The organism is Streptomyces sp. CB01635, from assembly GCF_002803065.1.
Lineage (GTDB): Bacteria > Actinomycetota > Actinomycetes > Streptomycetales > Streptomycetaceae > Streptomyces.
Genome location: NZ_NNBL01000019.1, coordinates 93,840 through 113,528 on the forward strand (window position 1 = coordinate 93,840; position 19,689 = coordinate 113,528).

13 protein-coding genes are annotated in these 19,689 nt (G+C 68.3%); 10 read left to right on the plus strand and 3 right to left on the minus strand.

Features of this window, described 5'->3' with window-relative positions:
• Positions 1-69: 69 nt before the first annotated feature.
• Both CG723_RS33225 and CG723_RS33230 read right to left on the minus strand, forming a co-directional pair.
• On the minus strand, positions 70-1,572 hold the full coding sequence (locus CG723_RS33225) for a glycosyltransferase family 87 protein (protein WP_100597207.1): 1,503 nt from the start codon (positions 1,570-1,572) through the stop codon (positions 70-72).
• Between the two features lie 150 nt (positions 1,573-1,722).
• Positions 1,723-4,473, minus strand: coding sequence for a transglycosylase domain-containing protein (locus CG723_RS33230; protein WP_100597208.1), 2,751 nt, complete (start codon positions 4,471-4,473; stop codon positions 1,723-1,725).
• Between the two features lie 385 nt (positions 4,474-4,858).
• Between CG723_RS33230 and CG723_RS33235 the strand changes: the two genes are divergently transcribed.
• The 4 genes from CG723_RS33235 to CG723_RS33250 all read left to right on the plus strand — a co-directional run bounded on the left by CG723_RS33235 (position 4,859) and on the right by CG723_RS33250 (position 8,641).
• Positions 4,859-5,539 carry a PadR family transcriptional regulator gene (locus CG723_RS33235; protein ID WP_100597209.1) on the plus strand — a complete coding sequence of 227 codons (681 nt, stop codon included), beginning with the start codon at positions 4,859-4,861 and terminating at the stop codon, positions 5,537-5,539.
• 43 nt (positions 5,540-5,582) lie between these two features.
• Positions 5,583-6,665, plus strand: coding sequence for an inositol-3-phosphate synthase (locus CG723_RS33240; protein WP_100597210.1), 1,083 nt, complete (start codon positions 5,583-5,585; stop codon positions 6,663-6,665).
• A gap of 116 nt (positions 6,666-6,781) precedes the next feature.
• On the plus strand, positions 6,782-8,038 hold the full coding sequence (locus tag CG723_RS33245) for an MFS transporter (protein WP_100597211.1): 1,257 nt from the start codon (positions 6,782-6,784) through the stop codon (positions 8,036-8,038).
• A gap of 114 nt (positions 8,039-8,152) precedes the next feature.
• Positions 8,153-8,641, plus strand: a complete 489-nt coding sequence (locus CG723_RS33250; RefSeq protein WP_100597212.1) for an LppU/SCO3897 family protein — start codon at positions 8,153-8,155, stop codon at positions 8,639-8,641.
• Positions 8,642-8,745: 104 nt separating this feature from the next.
• Here CG723_RS33250 and CG723_RS33255 read toward each other — a convergent pair whose 3' ends face one another.
• Positions 8,746-10,197 carry a CCA tRNA nucleotidyltransferase gene (locus CG723_RS33255; RefSeq protein ID WP_100597213.1) on the minus strand — a complete coding sequence of 484 codons (1,452 nt, stop codon included), beginning with the start codon at positions 10,195-10,197 and terminating at the stop codon, positions 8,746-8,748.
• 193 nt (positions 10,198-10,390) lie between these two features.
• Here CG723_RS33255 and CG723_RS33260 point away from each other — a divergent pair, with 193 nt between their 5' ends.
• The 6 genes from CG723_RS33260 (at position 10,391) to trxB (ending at position 19,666) form a co-directional block, all read left to right on the plus strand.
• Positions 10,391-12,727, plus strand: a complete 2,337-nt coding sequence (locus CG723_RS33260; RefSeq protein WP_100597214.1) for a DUF6049 family protein — start codon at positions 10,391-10,393, stop codon at positions 12,725-12,727.
• A gap of 45 nt (positions 12,728-12,772) precedes the next feature.
• Positions 12,773-15,010 carry a murein biosynthesis integral membrane protein MurJ gene (gene murJ / locus CG723_RS33265; protein WP_100597215.1) on the plus strand — a complete coding sequence of 746 codons (2,238 nt, stop codon included), beginning with the start codon at positions 12,773-12,775 and terminating at the stop codon, positions 15,008-15,010.
• A 119-nt stretch (positions 15,011-15,129) separates the two neighbouring features.
• Entirely contained in the window at positions 15,130-16,848 is a 1,719-nt protein-coding gene (locus tag CG723_RS33270) for a protein kinase family protein (RefSeq protein ID WP_100597216.1), read from the plus strand.
• Positions 16,849-16,876: 28 nt separating this feature from the next.
• A complete protein-coding gene (gene sigM, locus CG723_RS33275) occupies positions 16,877-17,602 on the plus strand; it encodes an RNA polymerase sigma factor SigM (RefSeq protein WP_100597217.1) in 726 nt (241 codons plus the stop codon).
• The gene (locus tag CG723_RS33280) at positions 17,599-18,561 is read left to right on the plus strand and encodes an anti-sigma factor family protein (protein WP_100597218.1); all 963 of its coding nucleotides are present in this window, start codon (positions 17,599-17,601) and stop codon (positions 18,559-18,561) included. Before sigM ends, CG723_RS33280 begins: the two co-directional genes overlap by 4 nt.
• A 142-nt stretch (positions 18,562-18,703) precedes the next feature.
• A complete protein-coding gene (gene trxB, locus CG723_RS33285) occupies positions 18,704-19,666 on the plus strand; it encodes a thioredoxin-disulfide reductase (protein ID WP_100597219.1) in 963 nt (320 codons plus the stop codon).
• Positions 19,667-19,689 lie beyond the last annotated feature (23 nt).

Here is a 19,689-nt window from a genome sequence, read left to right on the forward strand (position 1 = left end):
GGCCGGGTCGCACGGACAAACGGAAGGGCCGGACACCATCACGGTGTCCGGCCCTTTTCATGCGTTCGCTCAGAGCGAACGCTCTTCGTCCTTGCCCCAGCCCCAACTCACTTGTGGCCGCTCCTCGTTGTGCACCGCGTGCCGTGGGGGATGGGCGGCGTATCCGAGCACGAACACGTCCGGCGCTCCGTCCAGGACACCGCCCGACGGGTCGTCGTGCCCGGAGCGTCTGACCACGTCCCGTTCCGGCATCAGGATGTCGCGCACGATCACCGCGCACAGATAGAGCGTGCCCAGCAGGTGGATGAGGATGACGAGGTGGTAGCCGTCCGTGGGCAGCCCCCGGTGCTTGTCACCGCTCGTGGTGTACGCGAGGTACATCCAGATCCCTAGGAAGTACGCGACCTCGCACGCCTGCCAGATGAGCAAATCCCGCCAGCGCGGCCGGGCGAGGGCCGCGAAGGGGATCAGCCACAGGACGTACTGCGGCGAGTAGACCTTGTTGGTGAGGATGAAGGCGGCAATGACCAGGAAAGCGAGCTGTGCGAGGCGGGGCCGGCGTGGCGCCGTCAGGGCGAGCGCGGTGATACCCAGACAGGCCAGAACCATCAGCACCATCGCGTAGGTGTTGGCGTCGTCGGGGCTGATCTGCGCGTCCCACCGCTGCTGGATGATGAGCCAGATGGATCCGAAGTCGACGCCGCGCTCCTGGCTGAAGCGGTAGAACTTCGACCAGCCCTCGGGGGCGAGCAGCATCACCGGCAGGTTCACGACGAGCCACGCGACCACCGAGCCGGCCAGGGCCTTCCCGAAGTCGCGCCAGCGTCCGGCGCGCCAGCAGAGCAACAGCAGCGGGCCGAGCACCAGGAACGGATAGAACTTCGCGGCCGTGGCCAGGCCCAGCAGGACACCGAAGGCGACCGACCGACCCCGCGACCACATCAGCATCGCGGCCGCCGTGAGGGCCACGGCGAGCAGATCCCAGTTGATGGTGGAGGTCAGCGCGAACGCGGGCGCAAGGGCGACCAGGAGGCCGTCCCAGGGGCGTCGCCGGTGGGTGCGAGTCACGCAGATGGCGATCACCACCGCGCAGATCATCAGCATCCCGGCGTTGACCATCCAGTAGACCTTCTCCAGGTGCTGGATGGAACCGCCGCCCAGGGTCAGCCAGGACGCGACCTCCATGAACACACCGGTCAGCACCGGGTACTCGAGGTAGTCCATGTCGCCGGGCAGCTTGTCGAAGTACGGCACCAGGCCGTCGGCGAAGCCCCGCCCCTGATAGAGGTGCGGGATGTCCGAGTAGCAGGCGTGCGTGTACTGCGAGCTGGCACCGAAGAACCACGCGCCGTCGTAGCAGGGCAACTTCTGCACCATGCCCAGCGCGAACATGCCGATCATCACCAGCGCGATGACGCGTACAGGGGTCCACCAGGAGCTCCCGAGCAGCGCCCATCGTCCGATGGGTCCGCCGATCAGCTCGCTCCCCGCTGCGGCGACCTCGTCCTCCTTGGTCGGCCGTACCGGGTCCGGCTGTTGCACATGGGTGCGCGTCGTCTCTGCACTGGGCATGCCGCACATCCTGCCGTACGCGCCTGAGAACGGGGCGAGGGCCGCCGCACCTGATCGGTGCGGCGGCCCTCACTTGGCGCGGGTCACGCGCTGTTTCACGTGGAACACGCAGCGTTTCACGTGAAACAGGCGGCGTGAGATCAGCTCCGGCTAGCCCGCTGGGCCTCCGAAGATCCCTCCGTTGCCGTTTCCGTTGCTGCCGCCGTTGCCGCCCCCTGGGTCCGACGGCGAGCTGGTCACACCACCGTCTGTGCCGCCCGTGGGTGTCCCACCGGTGCCGCCGTTCGACGTCCCACCGTTGTCGTTGCAGTTCCACGACCAGCTGCTGCAGGACTCGCTGGTCGACGGCGACGGGCCGGGGGAGGACTGGCTGGGCGACGGTTCCACCGTTGCCGAATCCGAGGGGGAAGGAGTCGCCGAGGGAGTGATGCTCGGGCTCGGGGTGGCGCCGACGATCTCACCAATGGGCTCGGGAGTGGGGAACACCTTGACCGGCGCTCCCTTGAGGGCCTCCATCATGTAGTCGTGCCAGATCTCGGACGGGAACGAGGCACCGTGGATCTTCTCCTGGCCGCCCGTGCCGTACATCTCCAAGAACTCGCGCTTCTTGCTGTTCTCGTTGTCGTCCATCCGGTACATCGTGATGGCCGTCGACAGCTGCGGGGTGTACCCAACGAACCAGGCGGACTTGTTGCCGTCGGTCGTACCGGTCTTGCCCGCGACCTGGCGGTCGGGCAGCTTCGCGTTGGTACCCGTTCCCTTGTCGACGACGGTCCTCAGGACGTCGGTGACGTTGTCGGCGACCGCCGGCTGGAAGGCCCTGACCGGCGCCTTCTCGTGCTGGTAGACCGTCTCACCTGCGTGGTCGACCGACGTCACCGAGAACGGATCGTTCCGCTGCCCGCTGGCCGCGAAGGTGCCGTAGGCGCCGGCCATACGGATCGCGCTCGGGTCGGAGGTACCGAGTGAGAAGGACGGGTAGTTGGCGCTGGCGAAGCTGTTGTCCTTGATGCCTGCGTCCTTCGCGGCCTGCTTCACCTTGTCCAGGCCGACATCCATGCCCAGCTGGACATAGGCGGAGTTGACGGACTCCCGCATCGCCTCACGAAGGTCGATCTGGAAGGTCGGGCGGTTGTAGGACGCTCCGCCGTCGTTCGTCTGGAGCCACTCCTTGCCGTCCTTGTCCGTCCAGACCTCACCGTTGTACTTCTTGATCTTCAGCTTGTTCTGGCCGCTGTAGAGACTCTTCGGGGAGACCGGGGTGCGCTGTTCATCACCCTGGTCCTCGAGGCCCTTGGGGTCGCGAACCCCGTCCCTCATCGCGGCAGCCAGCACGAACGGCTTGAAGGTCGAGCCGACCTGCGCACCGGTCTGGTCAGCGTTGTTCGTGTAGTGCGTTGTCGCGTCCTCACCGCCGTAGATGGCCTCGATCGCGCCGCTCGTGGGGTTCACCGAGGCGCCGCCGAACTGGACGTACCTGTCCGTCTTCGGGCGGAGCTTCGCTTTGATGTTCTCCTTGCGGACCTTCTTCACGGCCGCTTCGAGCTTGTCCACCTTCGTCTTGTCGAAGGTGGTGTGGATCTCGTAGCCGCCCTTCTGCAGGTCGAGGGCGGTGATCCTGCCGTCGCTGTTGTTGATGACGTAGGCCTTGGCGAGGTCCACGAGGTAGCCGACCTGGCCCCCCAGCTGGGCGTTGGACCGCGGGTTCTGCAATCTGGGGAACTTGCTGAAATCGTGTCGCTTCGCGGCGCTCAGGCGTCCGTCCTTGACCTCTTCGTCGAGGATCCAGCGCCAGCGCTTCTCCGCGCGCGCGCTGTTCTTTGCGGGCGTGGCCTCCACCGGGTCGATCTCCGGCGCACCGGCGGGGTCGTAGTACGTGGCGCCCTTGAGCACCGAGGCCAGGAAAGCGCACTGGCTCGCGTTGAGCTTCTGTGCTTCCTCGTCGAAATACGTCCGGGCAGCCGCCTGAATCCCGTAGGCACCGCGTCCGTAGTACGCGGTGTTCAGGTAGCCGGCCATCACCTTCTCCTTGGGCTCCGTACGGCCCACCTTTATGGAGACGAACAGCTCCTTGACCTTGCGCGAGATCGTCTGCGACTGGTCGTCGAGCATCGCGTTCTTCACGTACTGCTGGGTGATGGTCGAGCCGCCCTGCGTCTGGCCGCCCTTGGCCATGTTGACGAACGCGCGGGCGATGCCCATCGGGTCGACGCCCTTGTCCGACTCGAACGTCTTGTTCTCGGCGGACATGACGGCGTACCGCATGGCCTCGGGGATCTCTTCGTACTTGATGATCTGCCGGTTCGTCTCGCCACCGGTCGCGACCATCTGCTTGCCGTTGGCCCAGTAGTAGACGTTGTTCTGGGCCTTGGCCGTGTCCGCCGTCTTCGGAACGTCCACCAGGGCGTACCCGATGCCCGCCGCGGCCATGAGGCTGCCGCAGAAGCCGACGAACAGACCCATCACCAGGCGCCAGGACGGCAGCCAGCGGTGCACCCCGTACTTGTCGGAGCGCGGATAGTCGATGAACCTCTTCTTCTGCGGCGGTCGGGAGGGTCCGCGGCCCCTGCCGCGCCCGGGCCCACCCGCCCCCTCGGGGCCGCCTCCGCCGCGCCGGCCGCCGCCTCCGCGGCCACCGCTGCCGTCGGGAGCCTTCCTGCGGCTCCCTCCGGCGCTGCGCTGTGCCGCTCGGCGCGCTTCCGCGCGGCCTCCGTACGGGCGGTCGTCGCCCGTGGAACCGGACGATCCTGTGGACCCCGGTGCTCCATATGCGTCAGAAGGTGATCCGGTGGCGTCACGCGGTGCCGCGCGACGGCCCGGCGATGCGCCGGACGTGCCGCGACGGGCCGCGGCACGTCCGCCGCCCTGTGGCTGCGGCGGTTTGCGACGGTGCTCGCTCATCGAACGACTACTCCTCGGGCAGGCGCTGTGACACGCGCCTGGAAACGGCGGCTGGTTTCCGGTCCCCCCGAAATACGGATGCGCCCCTTCTGGCACTCACCCGCAATGCACCGGGGACAACGACGCCCACAGGCGTCACTTGGTTCCCGGCGGTCTGCATGGCGGACAGACTACGCACCGTCAAAACCCACCTAGGGCCGAAGTTCACCCCAAATCAGGCAACTCGCTTGGTATGAATCGGTGATGTGACGCCGTTCACCGTGATCCCTCTTGTCCCATCCGTGGGGTCGTTCTATCGTCGTGATGTATCGAGTCGATACATCAGCTCGGCATAAAGAGTCCGTAAGAGGTCGTGACAACGATCGCGGCAGAGGAGGAGGCGACGATGAGCCGACGTTCCGGCATCCTCGAGTTCGCCGTCCTCGGGCTGCTCCGCGAGTCCCCGATGCACGGCTACGAGCTGCGGAAACGACTCAACACATCGCTGGGGGTCTTCCGCGCCTTCAGCTACGGGTCCCTCTACCCCTGTCTCAAGACGCTGGTCGCAAGCGGCTGGTTGATCGAGGAACCGGGTAGCACACCCGAGGACGCCCTCGCCGCACCACTCGCAGGGCGTCGCGCCAAGATCGTCTACCGGTTGACGGCGGAAGGTAAGGAGCACTTCGAGGACCTGCTCTCGCAGACCGGTCCCGACGCCTACGAGGACGAGCACTTCGCCGCCCGGTTCGCCTTCTTCGGGCAGACCTCGCGTGACGTACGCATGCGCGTGCTCGAAGGCCGTCGCAGCCGTCTCGAGGAGCGCCTCGAAAAGATGCGCATCTCCTTCGCCCGCACCCGGGAACGCCTTGACGACTACACCCTTGAGCTCCAGCGGCACGGAATGGAATCCGTGGAGCGCGAAGTGCGCTGGCTGAACGAGCTCATCGAGAGCGAGCGGGCGGGGCGGGATCAGCGGCGATCCGACCCCTCCGACGCAGCTCAGCAGGACACATCTGGAGAGACGGGCGGCCTGCCCCGGCACCGGGACAGCACCCGGCCGGATCCGTCCGACGACACCGCCACGTGAGGCCCATTCGGGGTTTCACCGATACACACAGGGAGCAACCGGAATGGGTTCGGTTCGCGTAGCCATCGTCGGCGTGGGCAACTGCGCCGCCTCGCTGGTCCAGGGCGTCGAGTACTACAAGGACGCTGACCCGGACGCCAAGGTCCCGGGCCTGATGCACGTCCAGTTCGGCGACTACCACGTCCGCGACATCGAGTTCGTCGCCGCCTTCGACGTCGACGCGAAGAAGGTCGGCCTCGACCTCTCCGACGCCATCGGTGCCAGCGAGAACAACACCATCAAGATCTGCGACGTGCCGAACACGGGTGTGACCGTCCAGCGCGGCCACACCCACGACGGCCTGGGCAAGTACTACCGCCAGACCATCGAGGAGTCCGCCGAGGCCCCGGTCGACATCGTCCAGGTCCTCAAGGACAAGCAGGTCGACGTTCTGATCTGCTACCTGCCCGTCGGTTCCGAGGACGCCGCGAAGTTCTACGCGCAGTGCGCCATCGACGCCAAGGTCGCCTTCGTCAACGCCCTTCCGGTCTTCATCGCCGGCACCAAGGAGTGGGCGGACAAGTTCACCGAGGCGGGCGTGCCGATCGTCGGTGACGACATCAAGTCCCAGGTCGGCGCCACCATCACGCACCGCGTCATGGCGAAGCTGTTCGAGGACCGCGGTGTCCGTCTCGAGCGCACCATGCAGCTGAACGTCGGCGGCAACATGGACTTCAAGAACATGCTCGAGCGCGAGCGCCTGGAGTCCAAGAAGATCTCGAAGACGCAGGCCGTCACCTCGCAGATCCCCGACCGCGAACTGGGCGAGAAGAACGTCCACATCGGCCCGTCGGACTACGTCCAGTGGCTCGACGACCGCAAGTGGGCCTACGTCCGTCTCGAGGGCCGCGCCTTCGGTGACGTTCCGCTGAACCTGGAGTACAAGCTCGAGGTCTGGGACTCCCCGAACTCCGCGGGTGTCATCATCGACGCCCTGCGCGCTGCGAAGATCGCCAAGGACCGCGGCATCGGTGGCCCGATCCTCTCCGCGTCGTCGTACTTCATGAAGTCCCCGCCGGTTCAGTACTTCGACGACGAGGCCTACGCGAACGTCGAGAAGTTCATCAAGGGCGAGGTCGAGCGCTAACCACACACAGTGCGGCGCGCACCAGTGGTAACGCGCCTCTCCTTGTGGGCTGTTGAGGTCCCCGGATGCACCTGCCGTGCACCCGGGGACCTTTCCCGTGTGTGAGGCTGTGCCCCATGGCTGTCGTCCGTGACCTGCGGGTACTCCTGCGCTTGAGGGACTTCCGGCGCCTGTTGGCGCTGCGGCTGCTCTCGCAGGGCGCGGACGGCGTCTACCAGGTCGCACTGGCCACCTATGTGGTGTTCTCGCCGGAGAAACAGACCTCGGCCGGCGCCATCGCCTCGGCCATGGCCGTGCTGCTTCTCCCGTACTCGGTCGTCGGCCCGTTCGCGGGCGTCCTCCTAGACCGCTGGCGCCGCCGCCAGGTCTTCCTCTACGGCAACCTCCTGCGGACCGTCCTGGCGTCCGTGACGGCCGTCCTGATGCTCATCGATGCGCCGGACTGGCTGTTCTACGCCTCCGCCCTGTGCGTCACCGCCGTCAACCGGTTCATCCTCTCCGGGCTCTCCGCCGCCATGCCTCGCCTGGTCGACGCCGAGCGCCTGGTGCTGGCGAACTCCGTCTCGCCGACCGCGGGCACCCTCGCCGCAACGCTGGGCGGCGGACTCGCGTTCGCCGTACGGCTGCTCATCTCGGACTCCGACGCTCTCGTGGTGCTCGTCGGGGCGGCCCTCTACCTGTGCGCGGCGCTCGCCTCCCTGCCCATGTCCGCGGAACTGCTCGGTCCGGACCCGGAGTTGGTGCGGCCAGGCTTGCGGACAGCGCTCAGCGGTACGACGCAAGGGCTGGTCTCGGGCGTGCGCCATCTGACCGCCCGCCCCCCGGCCGCCCGCGCCCTGGCCGCCATAACGCTGATGCGGTTCTGCTACGGGGCGCTGACGGTCATGGTCCTCATGCTCTGCCGCTACTCCTGGTCGTCCACGGAGTCCGACGGACTGGCCCTGCTGGGTGTCGCCGTGGCGATCTCGGGGGCGGGATTCTTCGCCGCCGCCGTGGTCACACCCTGGGCCGCGGGGCGGCTGGGCCCCGCCGGGTGGATCATCGTCTGCGCGGGGGCGGCAGCCGTCCTCGAACCCGCCCTCGGGCTCCCGTTCGCGCCGGCCCCCATGATGGCCGCCGCCTTCGTCCTGGGCCTGACGACCCAGGGCTCGAAGATCGCCACCGACACGGTCGTGCAGTCCTCGGTGAACGACGGCTTCCGTGGCCGGATCTTCTCCGTTTACGACGTGCTGTTCAACGTCGCGTTCGTCGGCGCGGCCGCAGTGGCCGCGCTGATGCTGCCTCCTGACGGACAGTCGGTCCCGCTGGTGCTCACCGTGGCCCTGATCTACGCGGCGATTGCTGGCGCTATAGCCCGATTCGACACCCAGTAAGTGTCACATCAAAGACACAGAGCCCCTCCCGACTTCAGAGTTGTCAGTCGGTACGGATAACTTACGGGCGTCTTATCCGCGCCATCGCGCCTAAGTTCGAGGGGGACCCCCAAAGTGACCACTCCGCCGCCGCAGGGCCAGAATCCGTTCGCCCAGGGCCAGCAGCCCTCTGGCCCGCCGCAGGGCGGTCCGTACGCTCCGGTCGCCGGCCAGCCCGGGGTTCCTCAGCAGCCGTACCCGCCGCACGCCCCGGGCACGCCCATCCCGCCCGGCCGGCCGGCTGGTGGCGGCAAGAAGAAGGCCCTGCGCATCGTCGCGCTGATCGTGGTTGCCATCGCGCTCTACGGCGTGAAGTGGTACCTCGGCCAGAGCGACGCCGAAACGACCGCGGTCGGCAGCTGCCTGCACAACAACGGCACGACGTCCGCTCCGGACCTGAAGGACGTCGACTGCTCCTCGAGCGACTCCGAGTACAAGGTCATCGAGAAGTTCGACGGCACGAGCGACGTCGACAAGTGCAACTCGGTCCAGGGCACCGAGGTCTCCTACTACCAGAGCGGTGGCAGCCACGACGTGGTGCTCTGCCTGAAGGAAACCAAGTAAGACCTCGCATCACCATGCCGTAGGGCGCTGTTTCACGTGAAACAGCGCCCTACGGCATGTCCGTCCCGGGTCCATGTTTCACGTGAAACATGGACCTGGTTCACTCACTCGGCGTTCTGCTGTGCCGCCCACCACTCCTTGAGCGCCGCCACAGCCGCGTCATGCTCCATCGGCCCGTTCTCGAGCCGCAGCTCCAGCAGGAACTTGTACGCCTGTCCGATCGCCGGCCCCGGCTTGATGCCCAGGATCTCCTGGATCTGATTGCCGTCGAGGTCGGGACGGATCGAGTCCAGCTCCTCCTGCTCCTTGAGCCGCACGATGCGCTCTTCCAGGCCGTCGTACGCACGCTCCAGCGCATTGGCCTTCCGCTTGTTGCGCGTCGTGCAGTCGGAGCGGGTCAGCTTGTGCAGGCGGTCCAGCAGCGGACCCGCGTCACGGACGTAGCGGCGGACCGCGGAATCGGTCCACTCGCCGGTGCCGTATCCGTGGAAGCGCAGGTGCAGCTCGACCAGTCGCGAGACGTCCTTCACGAGCTCGTTGGAGTACTTCAGCGCCGTCATGCGCTTCTTCGTCATCTTGGCGCCCACCACCTCGTGGTGATGGAAGGAGACCCGGCCGTCGCCCTCGAAGCGCCGCGTCTTCGGCTTGCCGATGTCGTGCAGCAGCGCCGCGAGACGGAGCACGAGATCCGGGCCGTCCGACTCCAGCGCCATCGCCTGCTCGAGGACGATCAGCGTGTGGTCGTAGACGTCCTTGTGCCGGTGGTGCTCGTCCCGCTCAAGGCGCAGCTCGGGCAGCTCCGGCAGGACATGGGCGGCGAGGCCCGTGTCCACGAGGAGGGTGAGGCCCTCGCGCGGGTGTGCGGAGAGGATCAGCTTGTTCAGCTCGTCCCGCACCCGCTCCGCGGAGACGATCTCGATGCGGTCGGCCATGTCCTTCATCGCCTTGACGACCTCGGGGGCCACCTCGAAGTCCAGCTGCGCGGCGAACCGCGCGGCCCGCATCATCCGCAGCGGGTCGTCGGAGAAGGACTCCTCGGGGGTTCCGGGCGTACGCAGCACGCGCTCGGCAAGGTCGTCGAGCCCGCCGTGCGGGTCGATGAACTCCTTCTCCGGCAGGGCCACGGCCATCGCGTTCACGGTGAAGTCGCGACGCACGAGGTCTTCCTCGATGGAGTCGCCGTACGAAACCTCGGGCTTGCGGGAGGTCCGGTCGTACGCCTCGGAGCGGTACGTGGTGACCTCGACCAGGTAGCCGTCCTTCTGGCAGCCGACCGTCCCGAAGGCGATCCCGACCTCCCACACGGCATCCGCCCAAGGCCTGACGATCTTGAGCACATCTTCGGGACGCGCGTCCGTGGTGAAGTCCAGATCGTTGCCGAGCCTGCCGAGGAGCGCATCCCTGACCGAGCCGCCGACCAGGGCGAGGGAGAACCCCGCCTCCCGGAATCGACGGGCGAGGTCGTCGGCGACAGGGGCCACCCGCAGCAGCTCGCTCACCGCGCGGCGCTGCACCTGGCTCAGGGCACTGGGATTGTCTTCATTGGCGTTCGGCACAACAGAAAAGGGTACGTGGCTCGAGCCCAGGGTTCCGCCCCGTTTTTCCTGGGTGTGCGCGAGCCGTGCCGGATGCCCCCTACCCTGTCTTCCGATCATGTGGAGCAGTCCGCGGCACTTCGCCACAGCGCACCTCGTTACCATGCGTGGACTATCCGACGACCACTGACGACGACGAGGGACGGGCGAGCGCGTGGCCGAGGCGGCAGACTTCCAAGGGATGACTCCCTCACCTGCCCGTCGAAGGTGGCGGCGCACGGGGGCGTTGCTCGCCGGAGCGCCTCTGCTGGCCGCCCTGACCCTGTTCGGCGGCTCCCCCGGATATGCCTCCCCGCAGGCGCCTGCGGCCGACGCGATCGGCACGCGCACCGTCGATGTCGCCGTGAACTCGCTCACTCCGAGCGCACCGGTGGACGGCGACACGGTCACCGTCACCGGCACGCTCACGAACGACGGCAAGCAGACCGTCTCGAACGCCCACGTGGCGCTCCGCCTCGGTTCCGCGCTCGGCGGGCGGGCCTCGATCGACAACGCCTCCCGGCACGCGGCAGGAGGAGTGCCGGACGGCACGGAGATCGGCGGCAAGTACGCCAAGAAGATCTCCAAGCTGGCCCCTGGCGTGACGCAGGGCTTCAGCCTCTCCGTCCCCGTCAAGGAGATGGATCTCGGCGCCGACGGCGTCTACCAGCTCGGTGTCGCGCTGACCGGCCAGACGGCGACGCAGCCGTACCAGCAGACACTGGGCATCCAGCGGACCTTCCTCCCCTGGCAGCCCGAGGCCGCGGACACGAAGACGAAGACGACGTTCCTGTGGCCGCTCATCTCCCAGACCCACCTCACGGCGGAGACGGGATCCGACGAGCAGCAGACGCGCATCTTCCATGACGACAGCCTCGCCAAGGAGATTGCTCCGGGCGGCCGTCTCCAGCAGATGCTGTCCCTCGGCACCGCCCTCGACGTGACCTGGGTGGTCGACCCCGACCTCCTCGCTTCCGTCGACGCCATGACGAGGCCGTACAAGATCAAGAAGCCGGACGGCACCGAGATCAACGGCAAGGATCAGACGGTCGCCAAGCAGTGGCTGAACGACCTGAAGAACGCCGTCGCCGACCAGAAGGTCGTCGCCCTCCCCTTCGCCGACCCGGATCTCGCGTCGCTGGCCCACAACGGCACGAAGGTGGCCGGTTCCCTCGGACACCTCAAGGACGCCACCGATGCGGCCTCCACGACCGTGGAGACGGTCCTGCACGTCAAGCCGGACACGAGCTACGCCTGGCCCGCCGACGGCGCGATCGACCCGAGCATCGTCAGTGTCGCGACATCCGCCGGCGCCGACACGGTGATCGCCCGCAGCGACAGCCTCCAGGAGCGGAACAACCTGCCGTACACGCCGTCGGCGGCCCGCCCCATCGGCAGCGGCACGACGGCCGTGGTGACCGACGCACGGCTGTCAGAGGCCTTCCAGGGCGATATGACGAAGGCCGAGAACTCGACGCTCGCCGTGCAGCAGTTCCTCGCGCAGAGTCTGACGATCAACCTTCAGGAGCCGGACAACGAGCGCAACATCGTGGTCGCGCCGCAGCGCATGCCGTCCGCCAGCCAGGCGCAGTCCATGGCGCAGGCGATCAAGGCCGAGCAGGGCAGCAGCTGGTCGGAGTCCGAGGACCTGGCCGCCGCCACGAAGGCGAAGCCCGATCCCGATGCGACGACCCGGGTCCCCTCCTCCCGGTCCTACCCCTCGTACCTGCGCAAGCAGGAACTGCCCCAGTCGGCCTTCCAGGCGATCCAGGACACCCAGACCAAGCTCACCAATTTCCAGGTGATCCTCTCCGACCCGTCGCGCGTGGTGACGCCGTTCGGACGGGCCATGGACCGCCAGATGTCCACGTCCTGGCGGGGCCGCCCCGCCGAGGCGCAGGCGTACCGTGACGGCGTCGCCGATTACCTCTCGGCGCTCACCAAGCAGGTCAGGCTCATCGACAAGTCCGAGGCGAAGCTCTCCGGGCGCAGCGCGACGATCCCGGTGACGGTCCAGAACAATCTGGTGCAGGGCGTCGAGCACCTCGTCCTGCGCCTCACGTCGACGAACGGCACCCGCCTCAAGATCGGCGACGGACCGTACGACGAGCAGCAGGTGAAGGTCGCCGGCGGGCACAGCCAGTCGGTGAAGTTCACGACCACCTCCAACGCCAACGGCAGGGTCCCGGTCTTCGCCCAGCTGTACACGGAGGACGGCCAGCCCTACGGCCCCGAGGTCCGGTTCGACGTGAACGTCACCGAGATCACGCCTACCGTGATGCTCGTCATGGCCGGCGGCGTCCTGCTCCTCGTCCTCGCCGGGTTCCGCATGTACACACAGCGCAAGCGCGCCGCCGCGCAACGCGCCGAGGAAGGGCCTGACGACGGTGCGAACGGGGAGTCGGGCTCCGACCCCGGGGAAGGCGACCCCGAGCAGCCGAGTGACCCGACACCGGACACCGCTCCGGAAAGCACGGACCCGTCCGGCACGGGTGAGAGAGTGGACCGTTGAGCGATGTCGTGGCCGTGGGCCCGGGGACTATGAGGTGGGGTAACCATGAACGCGCCGTACGACGGTGACCGTGGCCAGGACCCGGGCGGCTCAGCCTCGGCCGGGGGCCCGCCCCCTGGTCATCAGGGAGCGCCCGGCCAGGTCCCGCCGTCCCACCCCGCCCCGGACGCATATCCGCAGGACGCGTATTTCCAGGACGCCTACGACCAGGATCCGTACCTGGCCCAGGACCTCACCGCCCAGGATCCGGTGACGGAGGCGCTCTACGACCGTGCCGCGCACCCTCCGCCGCCTCCGGGCACCTACGAGGCACCTCAGCCGCTCTACGACCCGCCGCCCGCGGCCCAGTACCCCCCGGACCCGCGCGTGTGGGCCCAGACGCCGGCTCCCGAGCCGGAGGGCCCGACGCGGCACCTTCCGTACGGTGACGACGCCAGGACCACACAGTTCGTGGGGGTCGACGATCTGATGACGCAGGCCGGCGAGGAGCAGCACGAGCCCGACGCCTTCGCTCATCTCTTCCGCGACCAGCAGAGCAACGGCGGCAGCCGTCCGCCGGCCGACGCTCCCGGCGTTCCGGCGCCCGCTGCCGGACCGGCGCAGCCTCCCGTCCAGGACGGCACGCCCGCACCTGCCCCCGCCCCGTCGAAGGGGGGCCGCGCGTCGAGCCTCCTGAAGTCGAGTGCCGTCATGGCGGCGGGCACCCTGGTCTCACGCCTCACCGGTTTCGTACGCACCGTGGTCATCACCGCGGCCCTCGGCTCCGCGACGCTCGGTGACGCGTGGACCGTGGCGTACACCCTGCCGACGATGATCTACATCCTGACCGTCGGCGGCGGCCTCAACTCGGTGTTCGTGCCGCAGCTCGTACGGTCCATGAAGGAGGACGAGGACGGCGGCGAGGCCTACGCCAACCGGCTGCTCACGCTCGTCATGGTCGCGCTCGGCGTGATCGTCGCCGCGGCGGTCTTCGCGTCGCCGCTCCTGATCCGGCTGATGTCGACGCCGATCGCCAACGATGCGAACGCGAACAACGTCGCCGTCACCTTCGCCCGCTACTGCCTGCCCACGATCTTCTTCATGGGCGTGCACGTGGTCATGGGCCAGATCCTGAACGCCCGCGGGAAGTTCGGCGCGATGATGTGGACCCCGGTCCTGAACAACATCGTCATGATCTTCACCTTCGGCATGTTCATCTACGTCTACGGCACGGCGGCAGACTCTCAGCTGCACGTCGACACGATCCCCGCAGACGGGGTCCGGCTGCTCGGCATCGGCACCCTGCTCGGTCTGACGGTGCAGGCGCTGGCGATGATCCCGTACCTGCGCGAGACAGGCTTCCGGTTCCGGCTGCGGTTCGACTGGAAGGGCCACGGCCTCGGCAAGGCGGTCAAGCTCGCCAAGTGGACCGTGCTGTTCGTCCTCGCCAACCAGGCAGGCGTCCTCGTCGTCACCCAGCTCGCCACCGCCGCCGGGAAGGCATCCGGCAGGTCCGGCGCGGGCATCATGGGTTACTCCAACGCCCAGCTGATCTGGGGCATGCCGCAGGCCATCATCACCGTCTCCGTCATGGCGGCGATGCTGCCGCGGATCTCCCGCGCGGCCCACGACGGCGACCCCGGAGCGGTCCGCGACGACATCTCACAGGGGCTGCGCACCTCCGCGGTCGCGATCGTCCCGGTCGCCTTCATGTTCGTCGCCCTCGGCGTCCCGATGTGCACCCTGCTCTTCGGGTCGAGCGGCGCCGATGGCGCCCGGTCCATGGGCTACATCCTGATGGCGTTCGGCCTCGGACTGATCCCGTACTCCGTGCAGTACGTCGTGCTGCGCGGCTTCTACGCGTACGAGGACACCCGGACGCCCTTCTACAACACGGTCATCGTGGCCGCCGTCAACGCGGCCGCATCGGGGATCGCCTACCTCCTGCTGCCCGCCCAGTGGGCCGTGGTCGGCATGGCCGCCTCGTACGGGCTCGCGTATGCGATCGGTGTGGGCGTCGCCTGGCAGCGCCTGCGCAAGCGTCTCGGCGGCGACCTGGACGGCTCTCAGGTCATCCGTACGTACGCCCGCCTCGGCATGGCCGCGATCCCGGGGGCGATCGCCGGTGGCGCGGTCGGTTTCCTGATCACCGGGGCACTCGGCAGCGGCGCGGGGGGTTCGCTCGCGGCGCTGGTCGTGGGCGGGGCCGTACTGCTGGGCGTCTTCTATGTCGCCGCCCGGCGCATGCGGATCGAAGAGCTCAACTCGATGGTCGGAATGGTCCGCGGGCGCCTCGGCCGCTAGCGGACCGGCGGGCCGCACAACCATCGCGGGCTGCCGCGTGTCGTGCTTATCGCCGGACTGTGGGCACAATTGGCTTTGGCGTCGCAGAGCGCGCAACGGATGGGGAGGCAGGAACGACGGTGGCGGAACGGAGTACGGCTGCCGTCGACGTGGCAGACAACAGTGGTGACGAGCCACTGACCGCGAAAGCGGAGCAGACCACGGCCGACGGGGTGGCCCAGACCCGGGAGCGGGACACGGCAGCGAACGAGGACGCGGAGGACACCGACGGGTCGACGAGCCCCGGCTCGTCCACGCCCCCCGAACTGCACAGCGGTCACAAACTCGCCAGACGCTATCGCCTGGAGGAGTGCGTCACCCGGCTGGACGGATTCAGCAGCTGGCGCGCGGTGGATGAGAAGCTCCGCCGGGCTGTCGGGGTGCACCTGCTCCCCGCGGACCACCCGCGGGCACGGTCCGTCCTCGCGGCGGCCCGCTCATCGGCGCTTCTCGGCGATCCTCGATTCGTCCAGGTCCTGGATGCGGTTGAGGAGAACGACCTTGTTTACGTGGTGCACGAGTGGCTGCCCGATGCCACGGAACTGACCGCGCTGCTCGCCTCGGGCCCCCTCGAGGTGCACGAGGCGTACCAGCTCGTGAACCAGGTCTCCCATGCGATGGCCGCCGCGCACCGCGAGGGCCTCGCGCATCTGCGGCTCACCCCGAGCGCGGTGCTGCGTACCTCGACCGGCCAGTGGCGCATCCGCGGCCTCGCCGTCAACGCCGCCCTGCGCGGCATCACCTCGGAAACACCGCAGCGCACGGACACCGAGGCGATCGGTGCCCTCCTGTACGCCGCCCTGACGCAGCGCTGGCCCTACGAGGACGACGCGTACGGCCTGTCCGGGCTGCCCAAGGACATCGGCCTCATCGCGCCCGACCAGGTGCGGGCCGGAGTGCACCGCGGGCTGTCCGAGCTGGCCATGCGTGCCCTCGTCAACGAGGGGGCAACGGCGTCGCGGCAGGATCCGCCATGCACCACGACCGAGGACCTGGTGAAGGCCGTCGGCGAGATGCCCCGCATCCGGCCCCCGGAGCCCGTTTTCACGGCCCCGGCGGAGTACCAGCGGACGACCTACCAGCAGGGCACCTACGGCCGTCAGGCCCCGCGTCCCGGCGTGGCACAGCCCATGCCGGCCGCGCCTCCGCCGCCGCTGCAGAGCCGGACGGGCAAGGCGCTCAAGTGGGCCGTGTCGGCATTGCTCATCGTGGCCCTCGGCCTCGGCAGCTGGCAGCTCGCGGAAGCCCTGATGGACCGCGGCACGTCGGGCGACTCCAACACGTCGCACAACACCGACGGCAACGACAAGGGCAACGATCACAAGCCCACGAAGCCGATGGCCATCGAGGACGCCAGGGAGTACGTCGTCAAGGGCGAGGCACAGGCCCCGGGTGAGGTGGCGAAGACCTACGACGGCGACAGCAAGACCTTCTGGCGTACCAAGACCTACAACGACGGCCCGAAGCTGGCGCCCTACAAGCCCGGCGTCGGCATCGTCTACGACCTCGGCTCGGCCAAGGACGTCTCGGCCGCATCGATAGCTCTTCAGTACGGCGGCGACCACACGACGGTCTCCCTGTACGCGACCGATTCGCTGTCGCCCACGACATCGATCGACTCCATGAAGAGCATCGGTACGGACACCACTACGGGCACCACCGCCAAGATCGAGGCCGACAAGCCGGTGAAGACGCGGTACGTGCTCCTGTGGATGACGGCCCTGCCGCAGTCCGGATCCGACGGTTACTACGGCGCGGGTTACAAGCAGGCTCTCACCGACGTGAAGTTCACCGGCTGAGGGCTCACCTGGGGGAGGGGGTTCGAAAGTGGACGACGCCGCCTACGGCGAAGCAAGCGATCAGGACCTCCTCACCCGCCATGTCGCGGGTGACAAGGACGCCTTCGGCGAGCTCGTGCGCCGCCATCGTGACCGGCTCTGGGCCGTGGCCCTGCGCACCCTGGGAGACCGGGAGGAAGCCGCCGACGCCGTCCAGGACGCGCTGGTCTCCGCCTACCGGGCGGCGCACACCTTCCGCGGACAGTCCGCCGTCACGACCTGGCTGCACCGCATCACTGTGAACGCCTGCCTCGACCGGGCCCGCAAGGCCGCATCGCGGAAGACCTCTCCGGTCGAGGACGCGGAGCGCCTGGAGCAGCTCCTCGAACCTCACGAGTCCGCGGCCGCTCCCGCCGAACGCAACGACCTCCACCGCGAGCTCTTCGAAGCGCTGGGCACCCTTCCCGTCGACCAGCGGGCCGCGCTCGTCCTGGTCGACATGCAGGGCTACCCGGTGGCCGAGGCGGCCCGCGTTCTCGGCGTTCCCACCGGCACGGTCAAGAGCCGCTGCGCGCGCGGCAGAGCCAGACTCCTGCCGTTGGTCACCCATCTGCGGACCGACAACGGCGACAGCGAGAGTGGCAAGAGCCCGCCCCCGGAAGCGCCCGGAAGGAACCGGACGCAGGGGACATCCGTCCCACCGGCAGCAGGGCCCCGGGACGGGGCAGGACCAAATGATTCAGCTGCCGTGAAGGGCGGAGGTGGGCGAGCGTGACATCCACGACCGACACGGCCGAGCACCCCGAGATCGCCGAGATCTCCGAACTCACCGAGGGCCTCCTCTCCTCTTCCCGCACAGAGCAGGTACGGGAGCACCTGAACGGCTGCGAGCTGTGCGCCGACGTCTACGCCTCCCTGGAGGAGATCCGTGGCACGCTCGGCACGCTTCCCGGCCCGCCGCACATGCCTGCTGACATCGCGGGCCGCATCGACGCCGCGCTCGCCGCGGAGGCACTGCTCGACACACAAGCACCCGCCCACACCGAGCACGAGGCCGAAGCGGAAGCCGAAGCCGAAGCACAGGCCGCGTCGCCTGTTTCACGTGAAACAACGCCTGAGACGACGCCGGCCGACTCGCCGACCGCCCCCGCGGACCGCCCTTCCGGTCATCCCCGTGCCACGACGGGTCCAGGGCGGGGCAGCCGGACGCGCAACCGGCGCCGTCGGGGCGCCGCGCTCGGAGCCGTCTTCACGGCGGCCTCGATCGGCCTGGGAGTCCTGCTCCTGCAGAACGGGGGCAGCACACCCACCGGCGCTCCCGAAAGCGGCACGCCCCGTCAGGCGAGCTCCGCACTCTCCTTCTCCGAGGGCAAGCTCGAGAACCAGGTGCAGAGCCTTCTGACGGAGAAATCCTCCGCGCCCTCCGACTCGTCGACGTCCAAGCCGTCCCTCGACATCGAGCAGTCCGGACCGAAGACCCCCCGGACGAACTCCCCGATGCGAGGGAAGACCATCGTGGTGCCGGACTGCATACAGCGGGGCACCGGCCGTGAGACGCCCGCCCTCGCCATCGAGCGAGGAGACTACAAGGGCACCACCGCCTACCTCGTCGTGCTGCCTCACCAGTCGGATCCTGCCCAGGTTTCGGCCTACGTCATCGACGCGACCTGCGTGAAGCAGCCGTCCTCGGCTCCCGGCAAACTGCTGCTGACCCACTCCTACGCGCGGCGCTGACTCCACACGGGGGCACACTTCGCGTGTGCTCCCGGACACGGCGGGAATGCGCGCCCCGTAGGATCCGTTGGGTGGGGTGAGAGTCCGGAGACGGGCTCCCCCGGCAGTACGCAGCAGTCCCGCAGAGACGAGGAATCAAGCCGTGAGCGACGTCCGTAACGTGATCATCATCGGCTCCGGGCCCGCCGGTTACACGGCGGCCCTGTACACCGCACGCGCGTCGCTGAAGCCGCTGGTGTTCGAGGGTGCTGTCACCGCTGGCGGTGCCCTGATGAACACCACCGAGGTGGAGAACTTCCCCGGCTTCCAGGACGGCATCATGGGCCCCGAGCTCATGGACAACATGCGCGCCCAGGCCGAGCGCTTCGGAGCCGAGCTGGTCCCGGACGACGTCATCTCCGTAGACCTGACGGGCGAGATCAAGACCGTCACCGACACGGCAGGCACCGTGCACCGCGCGAAGGCCGTCATCGTCACGACCGGCTCCCAGCACCGCAAGCTCGGCCTGCCGAACGAGGACGCTCTCTCCGGCCGCGGTGTCTCGTGGTGCGCGACGTGCGACGGCTTCTTCTTCAAGGACCAGGACATCGCCGTGATCGGCGGCGGTGACACCGCGATGGAGGAGGCCACTTTCCTCTCCCGCTTCGCCAAGTCCGTGACGATCGTCCACCGCCGCGACACCCTGCGTGCCTCCAAGGCCATGCAGGAGCGCGCCTTCGCCGACCCGAAGATCAAGTTCGCCTGGGACAGCGAGATCGCCCAGGTCCACGGCGAGCAGAAGCTCTCGCACCTGACGCTGCGCAACGTCAAGACGGGTGAGACCTCCGAGCTCCCGGTCACCGGCCTGTTCATCGCGATCGGCCACGACCCGCGCACCGAGCTCTTCAAGGGCCAGCTCGAGCTGGACGACGAGGGCTACCTGAAGGTCGAGGCCCCCTCGACCCGGACGAACCTGACCGGTGTCTTCGGTGCCGGTGACGTCGTCGACCACACCTACCGCCAGGCGATCACCGCGGCAGGCACCGGCTGCGCCGCCGCACTCGACGCCGAGCGCTTCCTCGCCGCTCTCACCGACAGCGAGTCCGCCGCGGCCGCCGCCGTCTGAACTCACACCCTCATCACCAAAGT